Raw genomic sequence first — 13701 nt, 5'->3', positions numbered from 1 at the left:
GTACTGGAATATAATTACTTCATAACGCATAAAATGTTAAAGCAATTTCATTCGATAGCCAAAAGTTCAAATCCGGTCTCGGGGTCTTTTTTCCTTTTAGCCCCGGTTTCAACAAGCTCATAGATTACGACTTCGCCTATCATCCAGACCTCCACCCCCGCCCGGACGCACCCGGTGGAGGTTTTTCCTTCCCTCCCCAGCGCGGAGTGCATGTGGAGAGATACCTTTCCCCCTTCATCGGGAAAGAGGGTTCCCACCGCCAGAGCCTCGTGAACACCCTCTATTGAATGAACCATCGGGACCACTTTCCCCTCATCCGTAAAACTCGGCCCGACGATCAGCTTTCCTTTGCCTATCCCGCCGAGAAAGAACACGGTCCCTCTGGAGAGGCCGTTTTCGGAGGCGAAGTTTTCTATGCAGTCCGGTATGCGGTCGCCGTCTTCGAGGCGCAGGAGGAAGACCCTGCCAAGCGAACACTCCGCCGATTTCATGAATCGTCCTCCAAAGCCGCTATTTTTGCCGTGACGGTGTTCCCGAGGCCAAAGAGCGCGCCAAGATCGCCATTTACCCTCCCCACCGGATGGACCGGGGAGGCTGCCCGTATCTCGCCGCCCTCGCTTGCCGGAGTGGGTCCGAAAAATAGGCATAAGGCTTCTCCGGGCTCCCAATATGCGAGCGCGCCCGGTTCGAGAATTTCGACCAGATCATCTTCCGGAAATTCCCCGAGGGGTGGCAGCATCGGTCCGAAATACTCGCCGCCCCAGCGGGTCATGTGAAGAGTCGCGGGAAGAAGGTTGGCGAGAGCTTTTGCGGGGGCGGTGTCGTAAAGTCGCCCCTCGAATGAGATTTCTCCGATTACCAGGCGGATATCGACCCCCACCTTCAATCCTCTTCCGGGGCCAGGGCTTCGACAAGCTCTTTTCCCAGCCTCTGTATCCTTCCCTCGCCGTCGACAAAGGCGTGCTCGGTCCTGCCCTCGGCGAGAAGCTCGCCTTTTTCGTTATGGATTTCAAAATTGAAGACGACGCGAGCCCCCCTGGCGGAGAGTATTTTCGTCCTTAGGGTGAGAAGGTCGTCGTAGCGGGCGGACTTGCGGTACTTGCACTGGGCGTGGGTGACGGGGAGGAAGAGCCCCCTGCCCTCAACCTCCTTGTAGGTCAGCCCTCTTTTCCTCATGTACTCGCCCCTGCCCGCCTCGAAGAGGCGAAGGTAGTTGGCGTAGTACATGACCCCCATCTGGTCGGTGTCCGCGTAGATGACGCGATAGGTCAGCGTATCTACCAAAGGCTGACCTTCCCGGTGAGGTGTTCCATGAGGAGGTGAGCTTTCTCTACGGCTACCCCTGTCTTTTTGGCCAGCTCCTCCGTAAAGCCCTCGCCGTGTATGCCCTTCCTCCCTGACATATAAAGCGCGAAGGGCACGGGGTCGGAGGTGTGGGTCATGAGCTCTATCGGCGTCGGATGGTCGGGCATCACAAGAAGGGCGTACTCCTCGCCGGAGTCTTCCAGACCCTTCCACACCGGGCCGACCACCTTTTTGTCGAAATCCTCTATGGCGATTATCTTTTTCTCCGCGTCACCCTGATGGCCCGTCTCGTCGGGAGCTTCCACGTGGACAAAGACGAAATCTCCCTCCCGGAGGGCGTCGAGGGCGGCCTTAACCTTGCCTTCGTAATTCGTATCGATAAAGCCGGTCGCGCCGGGAATCTCCGGGGTTTTGAGCCCGGCGAGCGCCCCGATTCCCTTTATCAGGTCCACGGCCGAGATCACCGTACCCGCAAGGCCGAATTTATCGGCGTACTTTTCCAGCTTAGGAGGCTTTCCCTGACCCCAGAGCCAGATGGAGTTCGCTTCCTTTTCCCCCCTCTCCTTCCTCTCTGCGTTTACCGGGCTTCCTTTCAGAAGAAGCTGCGAGCCGGTCATCAGGTCGAGGAGGGTCTTGCTGCCCGGCCCCGTCGGGAGGTAGGGCTGTATCGGCTTGCCGGTTATGTCGTGAGGGGGCGTGGTTTTGGCTCCCGCTTCGCCCTTTCGCCAGACGAAGAGGTTCCGGTAGCTGACTCCGGGGTAGAATTCCAGCCCCTCTTCGGCGAGGTCTCTGTTAAGGGCCTCTATGATGCGCCTGGCCTCGCCGCTGGTGATGTGCCCGGCGGTGAAGTCGTTCATGTATACGTCGCGCATACCGGCGAGGAGCGTAACGAGATTAAGCCGGTAGGCGACATCCTCCGGCCCCAGCGCAACCCCCATCGCGGCGGCCTCTATCGGAGCCCTGCCGGTGTAGCAATCCGCCGGGTTGAAGCCGAAGACGGAGAGGTTGGCAACGTCGCTTCCGGGCGGATACCCCTCAGGCACCGTCGAGGCCAGGCCGAGCGTCCCCTCCCTCGCCAGCCTGTCCATGTTGGGAGTGGAGGCGATTTCGAGGGTGGTTTTTCCTCCCCTGTCGGGAAGCGGCCTTCCCGCCATGCCGTCGCCCAGAAGTATCGCTATCTTCATAAATTACCCTTCGATGCGGACTACTACCGGGTCGCCGTTGCAGACTCCGAGGGCCTTTATCTTCAGAAGGGCGCCCATGAAATCCGCCTCTTTCGCCTCGTGGGTCTTTAGCACCAGCGGCACGCCGTGGTTCTGGCTGCGCCCCTTCTGCACCACCGACTCGATGGAGATGCCGTGGTCCCCGAGAGCGCCGGAGATTTTCGAGAGCACTCCGGGCTGGTCGAGGGCGAGGAAGCGGACATAGTACCTGCACCCCACTTCGCCCATCGGCTTGACCACGGCGTCGGTCATCTCCTCGTCCAGAAAGGCCATCGGCGGAACGCGGCGCTTGACGCCGTTCATTATGTCTCTCGAAAGCTCGATGAGATCGCCGACAACCGCGCTCGCGGTGGCCCTCCTCCCCGCTCCCTGCCCGTAATAGAGGGTCGGGCCGAGGAAATCGGCGTCCACGTAAATGGCGTTGTAGACTCCGCGAACCGAGGCGAGGAGGTGATCGGAGGGAATCATCGTCGGATGCACCCTCGCCTCCACCTTTTCCCCGTCGAACTTCGCTATGCAAAGGAGTTTCACTTCGAGGCCGAACTCCTGCGCGTAGGAGATATCCTGCGGGGTGATGTTGCTTATCCCCTCGGTATAGACCGACTTGAAATCCACCCTGCGTCCGAAGGCCATCGTGGAGAGAAGGGTGAGTTTGTGGGCGGCGTCGATGCCCTCCACGTCGAAGGTCGGGTCGGCTTCGGCGTAGCCGAGCTTTTGCGCCTCGCGGAGCACCTCCTCGAAGTCCTGCCCTTTTTCCTTCATCGCGGTGAGGATGTAGTTCGTGGTGCCGTTCAGAATCCCGTAGATGGTGTGGATCCTGTTGGCCGCCATCCCCTCGCGCAGCGCGCGCAGAATCGGTATCCCGCCGCCTACCGCCGCCTCGAACGCTATGTCGCAGCCGCTCTTCGCCGCCAGAGACATCAGTTCGGCGCCGTGAACCGCCAGCAGCGCCTTGTTCGCCGTAACGACGCTCTTTTTCGTCTCGAAGGAGCGCTCTATGAACCTCTTCGCCACCCCGTAGCCGCCGATGAGCTCGATTACGATCTTTATCCGCTCGTCGTTGAAGATCTCGTTCGCGTCGGTGGTGAGGAGGGATTTATCTACCTTGACCCCCCTGTCCGTGGTTATGTCGAGATCCGCGATCTTCAGAAGCTCGATTCTAGCACCCAGCCTCCGGCTTATCTCGTCGGCGTTGACCTGTAAAAGTTCCGCGACTCCCGCTCCGATGGTTCCGAAGCCAAGGAGGCCCACTCCAATCGTCTGCATTTTTTATTTCCTGCTTTAAAGAATTTAATAAAACCTACTTTACGTCGCAGCGGAACATCTCGCGGATGCCCGCCGTGGCCTGCCCTATGCGGTGTTCGTTCTCGACGAGGGCGAAGCGCACGTACCCCTCGCCGTCGTGGCCGAACCCCGTTCCGGGGCTGACGGCTACCCTGGCCTCTTTCAGGAGGTGCTTGGCGAACCCAAGGGAACCGAGCTTGTCGAAGGGCTCGGGAATCTTCGCCCAGGCGAACATCGTTCCCTTCGGCGTGTCGATGTTCCACCCGGCCTTGGCAAGTCCGGAAACCAGCTTGTCGCGGCGCGCCTGATAGATGGCGCTTATCTCCTGCGTTACGGAGTCGGGGCTGTCGAGGGCGATGATCGAGGCTATCTGGATCGGCTGGAACATGCCGTAATCGAGATAGGACTTGATTCTGATGAGCGCGTTTACGAGCTTGGGGTTGCCGACGCAAAAGCCGACGCGCCAGCCCGCCATGTTGTAGCTCTTGGAGAGGCTGTAGAACTCCACGGCGATATCCTTCGCGCCGGGAATCTGCATGATGCTGGGGGCCTTGTAGCCGTCGAAGCAGATGTCGGCGTAGGCGAGGTCGTGGACGAGGATTATCCCGTTCTCGCGGCAGAAGGCGACCGCCTTCTCGAAAAAGGCGAGATCGGTTACCTTGGCCGTCGGATTGTGCGGGAAGTTGAGGACCAGCATCTTGGGGCGCGGCCAGATGGTCTTCACCGCCCTTTCGAGGCGCTCGATGAACTCGTCGCCCCCGTCGCCGAGAGGAATGGTGCGAAGGTCGGCGTCGGAGAGGACGACGGAGTAAGCGTGTATCGGGTAGTTGGGCGTGGGGACGAAAACTACGTCGCCGGGGGCGAGCACCGCCATCGAGAGGTGGGCGAGCCCCTCCTTCGCTCCCATCGTCGCGCAGATTTCGGTCTCGGGGTCGAGCTGGACGCCGTAGCGCCTTTCGTACCAGTTGGCCATCGCCACGCGGAGCTTGATGATGCCGCGAGAGACACTGTAGCGGTGGTTCTTGGCCTTTCCGGCTGCCTCAAGGAGCTTGTCCACTATGTGCTGGGGAGTCCCGAGGTCGGGATTGCCCATCCCCATGTCTATTATGTCTTCCCCGCGGCGGCGGGCGGCCATCTTCAGTTCGTCTACTTCCTTGAAAACGTAGGGCGGAAGACGCTGAATTCTGTGGAATTTCGAGGGATCGATAAGCATTTTCAATGCTCCGTAAAGGGTGAAGTTGAAAAAAATCGTAAGTTTTTGATGCTAATTGATGAAACTTTGCCGGTCAATCACTACTTTAACCATAAGGACCGAAACGGGATTATTTGACCAAAGGCCGGGTATTATGTACCCTTTCGGAGAACCTTAGCGGAGCATGAAATGGAAAGTTTTCCCTGGAAAAAAGCTATTGTCGTAATAGGTGCGCTTGTCCTTGCCGTAGTGCTCGGCGAAATGGCGAGACAGGGCTCGGGGGTGGACCAGAGCAAGTTTCTGGTCGAAAACCAGCCCATCGTTCCCGTCTCCTACTCCGAGTTCAAAACGGAGCTGAGGGGCGGAAACGTAAAGGACCTCACCTTCGTCGAGACTTCGGTCACCGGAACCTTTATCTCCCCCCACGTACTTCCCGTAGCGGGCAAGGACGCCGCGCCAAAGACCGCGATGCGCTTTTCCACCTCCCTTCCGCCGGTAGAGGACCCGGAACTCTGGAGCCTGATAAACAGCCAGGGGGTAAGCGTCAGCGTGACCCCGAAGGACGAGGGCTCCGCGCTGGGCGCGATCTTCTTCAACATGCTCCCCTTCATCCTCATCATAGCCTTCTGGATATGGATGTCCCGCAGGGCGCAGAAGGCCCAGATGGGGCCCTTCGGCAATTTCGGGAAGGTTGACACCAAAGTCGGCGAGGAGAAGGTCCCCAACGTTAAATTCGAGGACGTGGCCGGGATGGAGACCCAGAAACTCGAACTGACCGAGATTGTCGACTTTTTAAAGTCGCCCGAAAAATACGAGCGCATCGGCGGCAGGGTACCCAAGGGAGTGCTCCTCATGGGCCCCCCCGGCTCGGGCAAGACGCTGCTGGCCAAGGCCGTCGCGGGAGAGGCGGGAGTACCCTTCTTCTCCACCACCGGCTCCGAGTTCATAGAGATGTTCGTCGGCGTCGGCGCTTCGCGGGTGCGGGACCTCTTCGCCAAGGCCCGCACCAAAGCGCCCTCGATAATATTCATAGACGAGATAGATGCCGTGGGCAGGCACAGGGGCGCGGGTCTCGGCGGAGGCCACGACGAGCGCGAGCAGACCCTGAACCAGCTCCTCAGCGAGATGGACGGCTTCGAGGGCCATGAGAGGGTGATCGTGCTCGCGGCCACCAACCGGCCCGACGTTCTCGACTCGGCGCTCCTTCGCCCCGGCAGGTTCGACAGGCAGGTAGTCATCGACCTTCCCACGCTGGAGGACCGCGTGGCGATATTAAAGGTTCACACCCGGAAGATTCCCCTCGACGCGGATGCAGACCTTCGCCTCATAGCCCGCTCCACCCCCGGCATGAGCGGGGCCGACCTTGAAAACCTCTGCAACGAGGCGGCGCTCTTCGCCGCGAGGGCGGGCGCACAGACGGTAAACGCGGAGCATTTCGACCTCGCCAAAGACAAGATAATGATGGGGCTTGAGAGGCCGGGGCTGAAGAACGAGTCGGAGAGGAAGATAACCGCTTTCCACGAAGCCGGCCACACCCTCGTCGCCACGATGATCGAGGGTATGGACCCGGTACACAAGGTCACGATACTTCCGCGGGGCGTGGCCCTCGGCGTCACCCACCTCGTCCCGCTGGACGACCGCCACTACTACCCCAAGCAGTACCTGATGGGGAGGCTCGCGGTGAACATGGGCGGGCGGGCGGCCGAACTGGTCTTTTTCAACGAGACCTCGACGGGAGCGCAGAGCGACCTTCGCGCCTCTACCGACCTCGCCGAAAAGATGGTCTGCCAGTGGGGGATGAGCGAGCGCGTGGGCCCCGTCACCTTCTCAAGGGGCGAAGAGCACGTCTTTCTCGGCAAGAAGCTCGCGCAGGACAAGACCTGGTCGGAGCAGATGGGGTGGATAATAGATCAGGAAGTGGAAACGATAGTCAGGCAGGCCGAAAAAAACGCCCTCTCGATCATAGAAGAACACAAGGATACGATGGAGCGCCTCGCCAAAACCCTGCTCGAACGCGAAGAACTCTCCGGCGAAGAGGTCAACCTCGTAATCGCGGGCAAGGAACTTCCCCCCAAGCCGGTAAAAGCGCCGCCCCAACTCCCCGCCCCCGCGCCGGAGCCCGCTCCCGAGAAAGAGACGGAGACCGAGCCCGAAGCAGCGCCGAAAACAACGTAATTGGAGCGATAGGTACTGAAATGGCTAAAAAGGATTTTTTGCTGCAAGGCTTTACAGCTCAGACTCATTTTGCAGCAGTTGAATGGCTTTTCTTATGCCCTGATATCGAGAGAGTTATTTTAAGTGTGGCTTTTGTAAATCATGGCGGCGTTGGTTTGATCTCAACTAACATCGAGCAAATTGCACAGATAGTGGAGGTTTTTGCTGGAATCAGGAACGACATCACTTCTAAGCAAGGACTCGAACATCTCCTTAATCTTGGTGCGGCTGTTAATGTAGTTGATACGGGTGGAATGCGCATAATTTTTCACCCTAAAATATATTATGCTCGCGGAAAACATTATGCGCGTGTCATTGTTGGTAGCGCCAATATGACACTAGGTGGCCTCAACAACAATATTGAAGCAAGCATTATTCTTGATCTAGACCTTACAGACACTTCTGACGCTGAATTAGCTAGTGATATAGAAACTGCATTCGATGGTATTACAAGTGAATACCCTGATCATGTTAAACGCATTTTTACTCATGAAGAATTGACAAAATTGCATATAGAGGGTCGTTTGCTAGATGAGACAACCTCCTCCCCTCCACATGCTGTCTCGACGACTAGCTCCAGCCAAACTGACGGTTTAGCAAATATTAAGTTGAAAGTTCCTCCAATTTTGCGACGAACCGTTAATCGCACTTCTGCTCCGCCGCCGGATAAATCAAAACAAGCCGCAACTTCAACTCGATCACAGACACCTACGGGAGTAAAATTTGCTTTAGTTTGGCAGAGCAAACCTCTTACAGAGCGAGACCTTAACATACCCTCTGGAGCCAATACTCACTCCACAGGTTCAATAAATTTAGACAAAGGGCTTCTAGATGAAGAGGTAGATCATCGTCACTATTTTAGAGACGAGGTTTTTCAGGCGCTGAATTGGAACCAGCCTCAAAAACCCACGATAGTAGATGCAGTTGCAAAGTTTAGTCTTATCGTAAAAGGACTCAATCACGGTGAGTTCGATCTGCGGGTAAAGCACACCACCAGTACAAATACTAAAACGTACAAACAGCATAATGCAATGTCGCGTTTAAGCTGGGGGGTCGCAAAAGCGCATGTTGCTCACCGCGATCTCATCGGTAGAACTTTATCCCTGTATCGCGACGAAGACGATCAAACACGCTTCGTGCTTGAAATCGATTAGTCAAAATGCCGTGGAATCTTGTCCACTCGTTATCCGATGGCGACGATTACGGAGTTTAATCCAGTTGTCAAGCAACTGGTCACTTCGGGCTTTGGACAAACCCAAACCTTCGAGCACACGAAAACCATGTGAGGACAGAACATCTACAGCTGATTCGTTCCGCACTGCATGATCAAGTTTTTTGATATCGAGTTTTGTCTTTGCAGGTAGCGGAATAGCCAAATGCTCTATTTCGGATGGAACAAGTTCCAACACTCCGCCACCATAATGTCTCCCTTCCAGTTCAGCGCTGAGTGCCGTCAGGGGATTGACAAAACTCGTTACGAGCCTCTGGGCGGAGACCCCTTTTGATCGTATACGGTAGGCAGTGTCTGTAGTATAAGCACCAATTCGGTTAAATATAAGACGTGGGGTATCGTGCGATCGTTTTAACATCCCGATTTCGGTTGCATAAATAGAGGGCACTGAATACCACGGTGAGCGAACCCGACATTTGTATCTCGTATGTAACTTCTGTTGTTCTCCTATTTCAATATAGGATTTTACCGAGCTACTTATAGTTACGGACGAGTTCTTAAACCAGATAAAATTTGTTGGCTTGCCGGTTTGGGCATTCGTCCGATGCTGTTTAGTGTCGTAAATGACACCTGGACAGTGCTCACTACGACCAAACATTGGATGAACATGATCCTTAAGTTTGTACTGTTGCACTACCTCATCAGTGACAAGAAAGAAATTGTTAGCGCCCGTAACGATGCCAACATCGACATCAGCTATATCCTCAAAGCAGTGTACATCAGGGTGTTCCATCAGTTCGTCTAAAAGGTCACGCGACCCCTTGTCTAGAAGTGCTCGTGTCCATTTGCCCGCCACTGTTTTTCCATTGATTGGTTTTGGCGTAGAGAATATTTCGGCTGGATCGCACGAGACAAACTCGCGCGCTCGGACTGGAATGATGCCCACTCCTTCTGGTTTTTCGCTATCACATAGCCGTTTCTCAGCTAGCAAGATAACAGTTCCTTGAAGGGTGTCTTCAAACCATAGTTGCTCGGGGTCGATAATGACAAGCCGACGACACTCTTTACCTAAGTATGAGCGCAGAGATTGAGCATGAAGAACGTGTATGATTTCAGAAGGAACCACCATAGCAAGACGACCGCCACGCTTTAGCATTGCAAAGGAGGCTAGAATAAAGGGTACCCAAGCATTCGTGTGTTTTGTGAACTTACAATTGAGGCGGCTGAATACTCTTTCGGAGCGATCTTGGAATTCAGCAGGCAAGTATTGGTAACGAATGAATGGAGGATTGCCAACTACAGCATCGAATCGAGTGCCGGAACTGGCAAGCTGGTCTAGTGCCCACCCGAGAAAATCTGATGCATGAACAGATGCCGAGAGTCCATGTTCCTTGGCACGCTGAGAAGCAATTCCTGCCTCTTTGCGATCTAACTCAAATGCTACAATATTTGCACTCGCGGTACTTGGACATTTCGCAAGTTCTGTCAGAAATGCTCCGTCACCGCAACTAGGTTCAAGAATACTAGATGGATTCCCCTGCCCAACCCAACGGGCAATAAATCCAGCGAGATCGGAAGGTGTGTAGTAGCCTCCTCGCAACTTCTGAGAAGTTTCATTTTCAACAAAGTTCATGACTGTTGCCTGGATTTGTTCTCTGAACCACCAAAAACAAGCGCAGGTTGTTTGCGGTTACGCAAGTAGTTAGTGGCCGTTTCGATAAACCATGCCTTCAGTGTTGACCCCTCTGTAGCCAGAGCGCTATACAACTCGCGTTTTAGGCGTGGCTCGATCTCAATGACAAGACGACCAGATTCTCCTTTTGGCATAGTCATTACCTCCTATGTTATATTACATAAAAAACATAGGTTCTGTAAAGGCCTTAGAGTGGGCATACGATGCCACATACGGGCTGTTTTTAACCCCCCGAAACCTGGTCGTAATCCTCGGGTGTATATTCCCAGCTCGGCATGAAGATCCAGAGCAGTATGTAGAGAAGGAGGCCCGCGCCGTAGCAAAGGACGGCGAAAACCCACACCACCCTCACCAGCCAGGCGGGAAAACCCAGCCAGTAGGCCACTCCGGCGGCTACGCCGCCTATCCACTTCTTTTCCTTAATTTTGCGCAGTCTGCGGTCCATCATTTCAAATTTCCTCCAGAAACTCCAGCCGTAGAATGGGCTTTAGCCCATCTAAAGATCCAATCCCGATGGGCTAAAGCCCACCTACCCTGGACTCCGCATTCGGGAGTGACGGGCGGTTTATTCGTTCACACCCTTTTCGCCCCCGAGCTTGCTATTTCCCTGACAACGGAGGTGGCGAAGACTCCCGGCGGGCAGGAGAAGGAAAGTTCGACGCCTACGGGGGTTTTTTCGACTCCGTGATAAATTACTTTAGCCCGAAGCTCCCGCCTCGTTCCGGTTTCGCCTGAAAAAAGCTCCGGCGCTATTCCGAGTTCCGCCAAAACCTCCGCCTCGGCCTCGGCGACTTCGCCCACGGGCGCTTTCATCTTCTTTCCCGGCATGGGCCCCGTGGGGGATATCTCGAAGAGGTCCAGCCGTTTCTGGTCGGCCTCCACATCCTCGCAAATAAAGATTCCGCCGCTGTCCTCCTTCTGAAGCACGTCTCCCGAAAGCGCGGTGAAGAGCGTCCCCCGCTCCACGCGCCTTGCGAGCACCTCGTTGAAGATGAAGGATTGGAGCGACGAGACGAGAAGGTCCTTTTTCCACCTTCCCAGCCTCCCGATCTTCTTTGATTTCATCAGCCGGAGCGCCTCGGCGGCGTTGTCGCCGCCGGAGCCGAAACGCTGCGGGCCGTAGTAATTGGGAACTCCTTTTTCGGAGAGTTTCCGCAAAACCTCGTCCGCCGTTTTCTCGTCGCCTCCGCGAAGCCCGATGACGAATTTGTTTCCGGCGAGGTGGCCGAGGCGAAGCTTGTTCTTGTGACGAGACCTAGCCAGCACCTTCGCCCCTAGTGCTTCAAAGGCCTTCGCTACGCCCTCGTCGTCTACGCTCATTACCGTGAAACACTGGACGGAAACCGAATCCTTGTCCTTCATCCCCGCGTAGCCGACCGCCGAAGCGGGCACTCCCAGCGCTTTGGCAACCGAGAGGGCCAGTTCCCTCGTGGAGACGTCCCTTTTCTCCACTGTCAGCGCCGCGTGTTCGCCCTCGCCCGAGAAGGGGTAAAGGGGCAACTCCTCGACCCTGAAAAAACCGCTTCCGGCGGGCCATTCTCCGGCGAGAGGGGTTTCGAGGAGTCTCGGATAGTCGAAATCTACATAGGGCCGGAGGGTAAGGTCGGCGCGGTTCATGGCGGTCCTCGGAAAGATGTCGGATGGAAATGAAATTATTGGTTTTTTGTGTTAAGTTTTGACGGCGTATGTAAACTGACGTGATATTAATCCAACTTCATGAATATTTAAAAGGTTTCGCGATGATAGCGGCAATCACCTCCAGCGGCAGAATAAACTCAAACTCCTCCTTTCTCCTCGGGAAGGCGCTGGAGGCTGCGAGCGGCGGCGAAACGGTGTCGTTCTACGACCTGTCGAAGCTCGCTTTCAAAGGGTGCACCGGCTGCGGCGCGTGCAGATCGGGTGCGGGGTCATGCATTGTCATGGATGACCTCTCGGAAGTCCTTGACGCCGTGGCTACCGCAAGAGCGGTGCTTCTTGCCTCGCCCAACTATTACGGCTACACCTCGGGAATCTTCAAGGCTTTCCTCGACCGCTGGTACAGTTTCCGCGACGGTGAGCGCAAACTGAAGATACCGGAGGGAAGACCGCTGCTTTTCATCTTCTCGCAGGGGCACCCCGACCCTGAAGCCTACCCTCATACCCTCTCAAGCCTCGAAAAGATTTTCTCCGGCTACGGCTTTGCGCCGAAAATCCTGGTCGCTCCGGGGCTTGAAAAGGCGGGGAGCGCCGCCAAAAGCTCCGGGTTGATTGAAAAAGCCATGGCGCTGGGCGCTGAGCTTAGGAAAAGTAAATGACCAAAAGGCACCCCTTCGCCGGATCTCTCTTCTGGGGGTTTCTCACCGGCTTCGTCACCGGCTTTTCCAGAACATACTTTTCGACTAAACACCTTTACGAAAAAAACCTCGCCCTGCGGGACGCCGGGCTAATTCCCCTCCCCGGCGAAGGCCACTACGAAACGCTGGCCTCGCTGAAACCGGCTCTTGCCGGGGGTTTCTTTTACGCGCTGGCCCTCGGTGTTGGCACCGCCGCCCTCGCCTTCCTCTTCGGGACGCTGCTTCGGTTTTTCGCCCCCCAGAGGCGCAAAGCCTTCTTTCCCTTCGCCCTTATCCCTCCCCTCCTCGTCCTTCTGAGTGGAGACGTCACTCTGGCGATGGCGCTTTTTATAATCGTCATACCCTGTGGTTTGAGCGGGCTTTCGGGCGAACAGCTAAGGCCCAAAGAGGCTCTGGAGCCTGTTCTCGCCACGCTCCTTCTCCTTCTCTCCGCCCTGCCGGTCTTTTTCTCGGAGACGGGCGGCTTCACGATGGTCAGAAACGCCCTCCTGAATAATTCCGCTCTCCGGACGGTCTCGGATTTCTACTACGAATGGACCCTCTACCCCGCCGAATCCATAAAGCCTCTGGAAGTCCTCAGCCAGCCGGTTGGGCGGGTTTCGCCTGAGATAGAGGGGCAAACCCTCAAGGTTCTCGAAAGAAGCGCCGGAAAACTCGGTATTTTGCTGGTGAAGAGCGAGAAGGGAGGCGATTTCGAGTTCATTTTGAAGGATGGAGCCGTGTATCTCTCCCGAAAGGGCGTTTTCGTCCTCTGGCCGGAAAAATCACAGGCTGGTCAGGCCGCCGCCTTCAAGGAATTTTCCGGCAAGACCGACGCCGCGAAACCGCTTCGTAAAACCATGCTCGCCTCGCTTCTTTTCGGGGGCGTTCTCGCGGTGACTACCGGACTTTACAAGCTGTCTTTACTGCTGTCCGCGAAACTTCGCCGGGAATCCTTCGTCGTTCTCGCAATTATTCTCTTTCTTCTCTCTTCCAGAGGAGAGGCCGAGTTCGTCCGCCTTGAAAAAACGGCTTCCGTAGAGGAGGTGAGAACCGCTCTTGGCTCATCCGACCCCGCTGTGCGGCTCTACGGAGCCCGCGGAGCGGTCAGGTATCCGAAGGAGCTTGAGGAGGACCTTTTCACTGCCATCGAAGACCCGGTGCTGAACGTGCGCTACAGCGCCGTCACCGCCCTTGGTGGGGCGGGCTCGGCGCGTTCGAGGGAAAAGCTTCTGGAAATATTAAAGAGCCCCAGGGAATGGTACGTAAAAGACCGCGCCTGGTGGGCGCTTAAGAGGAATTAGAGG

14 protein-coding genes are annotated in these 13701 nt (G+C 56.0%); 4 read left to right on the top strand and 10 right to left on the bottom strand.

Annotated features, from left to right (window positions below; all coding sequences use genetic code 11):
* Positions 1 to 47: 47 nt before the first annotated feature.
* Genes EPN96_10605 through EPN96_10580 form a run of 6 tightly spaced genes read right to left on the bottom strand, consistent with a single transcriptional unit; the run spans position 48 to position 5025 of the window.
* Positions 48 to 491: a DNA-binding protein gene (locus tag EPN96_10605; GenBank protein ID TAL16058.1), complete on the bottom strand. Its 444-nt coding sequence runs from the start codon at positions 489 to 491 to the stop codon at positions 48 to 50.
* Positions 488 to 886 carry a hypothetical protein gene (locus EPN96_10600; GenBank protein TAL16057.1) on the bottom strand — a complete coding sequence of 133 codons (399 nt, stop codon included), beginning with the start codon at positions 884 to 886 and terminating at the stop codon, positions 488 to 490. Before EPN96_10600 ends, EPN96_10605 begins: the two co-directional genes overlap by 4 nt.
* Positions 883 to 1236, bottom strand: coding sequence for an acyl-CoA thioesterase (locus EPN96_10595; GenBank protein TAL16127.1), 354 nt, complete (start codon positions 1234 to 1236; stop codon positions 883 to 885). The genes EPN96_10600 and EPN96_10595 overlap by 4 nt, the downstream gene beginning before the upstream one ends.
* 41 nt (positions 1237 to 1277) lie before the next feature.
* The gene (locus tag EPN96_10590) at positions 1278 to 2489 is read right to left on the bottom strand and encodes a cofactor-independent phosphoglycerate mutase (protein TAL16056.1); all 1212 of its coding nucleotides are present in this window, start codon (positions 2487 to 2489) and stop codon (positions 1278 to 1280) included.
* Positions 2490 to 2492: 3 nt separating this feature from the next.
* A complete protein-coding gene (locus EPN96_10585; GenBank protein TAL16055.1) occupies positions 2493 to 3794 on the bottom strand; it encodes a homoserine dehydrogenase in 1302 nt (433 codons plus the stop codon).
* Positions 3795 to 3828: 34 nt separating this feature from the next.
* Positions 3829 to 5025 (bottom strand): aminotransferase class I/II-fold pyridoxal phosphate-dependent enzyme, encoded by a 1197-nt coding sequence (locus EPN96_10580; protein TAL16054.1) that lies wholly within the window; start codon positions 5023 to 5025, stop codon positions 3829 to 3831.
* A 168-nt stretch (positions 5026 to 5193) separates the two neighbouring features.
* On the opposite strand from EPN96_10580, the gene EPN96_10575 reads away from it, so the two are divergent.
* Entirely contained in the window at positions 5194 to 7179 is a 1986-nt protein-coding gene (locus EPN96_10575; GenBank protein TAL16053.1) for an ATP-dependent metallopeptidase FtsH/Yme1/Tma family protein, read from the top strand.
* Between the two features lie 20 nt (positions 7180 to 7199).
* Positions 7200 to 8372: a hypothetical protein gene (locus EPN96_10570; GenBank protein ID TAL16052.1), complete on the top strand. Its 1173-nt coding sequence runs from the start codon at positions 7200 to 7202 to the stop codon at positions 8370 to 8372.
* Here the strand turns inward: EPN96_10570 and EPN96_10565 are convergent, their stop codons facing one another.
* The 4 genes from EPN96_10565 to EPN96_10550 form a co-directional block, all read right to left on the bottom strand.
* The gene (locus tag EPN96_10565) at positions 8373 to 10022 is read right to left on the bottom strand and encodes an SAM-dependent methyltransferase (GenBank protein ID TAL16051.1); all 1650 of its coding nucleotides are present in this window, start codon (positions 10020 to 10022) and stop codon (positions 8373 to 8375) included.
* The gene (locus tag EPN96_10560; protein TAL16050.1) at positions 10019 to 10216 is read right to left on the bottom strand and encodes a hypothetical protein; all 198 of its coding nucleotides are present in this window, start codon (positions 10214 to 10216) and stop codon (positions 10019 to 10021) included. The genes EPN96_10565 and EPN96_10560 overlap by 4 nt, the downstream gene beginning before the upstream one ends.
* Positions 10217 to 10305: 89 nt before the next feature.
* A complete protein-coding gene (locus EPN96_10555; protein TAL16049.1) occupies positions 10306 to 10530 on the bottom strand; it encodes a PspC domain-containing protein in 225 nt (74 codons plus the stop codon).
* Between the two features lie 125 nt (positions 10531 to 10655).
* Positions 10656 to 11699 carry a tRNA pseudouridine(13) synthase TruD gene (locus EPN96_10550; protein TAL16048.1) on the bottom strand — a complete coding sequence of 348 codons (1044 nt, stop codon included), beginning with the start codon at positions 11697 to 11699 and terminating at the stop codon, positions 10656 to 10658.
* Positions 11700 to 11821: 122 nt separating this feature from the next.
* On the opposite strand from EPN96_10550, the gene EPN96_10545 reads away from it, so the two are divergent.
* Entirely contained in the window at positions 11822 to 12376 is a 555-nt protein-coding gene (locus EPN96_10545; protein ID TAL16047.1) for a flavodoxin family protein, read from the top strand.
* A complete protein-coding gene (locus tag EPN96_10540; protein TAL16046.1) occupies positions 12373 to 13698 on the top strand; it encodes a HEAT repeat domain-containing protein in 1326 nt (441 codons plus the stop codon). Before EPN96_10545 ends, EPN96_10540 begins: the two co-directional genes overlap by 4 nt.
* Positions 13699 to 13701: the final 3 nt, after the last annotated feature.

Source organism: bacterium (genome assembly GCA_004322275.1).
GTDB lineage: Bacteria > Desulfobacterota > Deferrisomatia > Deferrisomatales > BM512 > SCTA01.
The sequence above is the reverse complement of the archived record's forward strand: the minus strand, read 5'-3'. Positions and strand labels throughout refer to the sequence as shown.

Bases quoted from the DNA above. Each gene is read 5' to 3' on its own strand.
- EPN96_10595 (TAL16127.1), bottom strand. From the start codon at position 1,236: ATGGGGGTCATGTACTACGCCAACTACCTTCGCCTCTTCGAGGCGGGC.
- EPN96_10545 (TAL16047.1), top strand. From the start codon at position 11,822: ATGATAGCGGCAATCACCTCCAGCGGCAGAATAAACTCAAACTCCTCC.
- EPN96_10575 (TAL16053.1), top strand. From the start codon at position 5,194: ATGGAAAGTTTTCCCTGGAAAAAAGCTATTGTCGTAATAGGTGCGCTT.
- EPN96_10570 (TAL16052.1), top strand. From the start codon at position 7,200: ATGGCTAAAAAGGATTTTTTGCTGCAAGGCTTTACAGCTCAGACTCAT.
- EPN96_10550 (TAL16048.1), bottom strand. From the start codon at position 11,699: ATGAACCGCGCCGACCTTACCCTCCGGCCCTATGTAGATTTCGACTAT.
- EPN96_10555 (TAL16049.1), bottom strand. From the start codon at position 10,530: ATGATGGACCGCAGACTGCGCAAAATTAAGGAAAAGAAGTGGATAGGC.
- EPN96_10585 (TAL16055.1), bottom strand. From the start codon at position 3,794: ATGCAGACGATTGGAGTGGGCCTCCTTGGCTTCGGAACCATCGGAGCG.
- EPN96_10590 (TAL16056.1), bottom strand. From the start codon at position 2,489: ATGAAGATAGCGATACTTCTGGGCGACGGCATGGCGGGAAGGCCGCTT.
- EPN96_10605 (TAL16058.1), bottom strand. From the start codon at position 491: ATGAAATCGGCGGAGTGTTCGCTTGGCAGGGTCTTCCTCCTGCGCCTC.
- EPN96_10540 (TAL16046.1), top strand. From the start codon at position 12,373: ATGACCAAAAGGCACCCCTTCGCCGGATCTCTCTTCTGGGGGTTTCTC.
- EPN96_10565 (TAL16051.1), bottom strand. From the start codon at position 10,022: ATGAACTTTGTTGAAAATGAAACTTCTCAGAAGTTGCGAGGAGGCTAC.
- EPN96_10580 (TAL16054.1), bottom strand. From the start codon at position 5,025: ATGCTTATCGATCCCTCGAAATTCCACAGAATTCAGCGTCTTCCGCCC.
- EPN96_10560 (TAL16050.1), bottom strand. From the start codon at position 10,216: ATGCCAAAAGGAGAATCTGGTCGTCTTGTCATTGAGATCGAGCCACGC.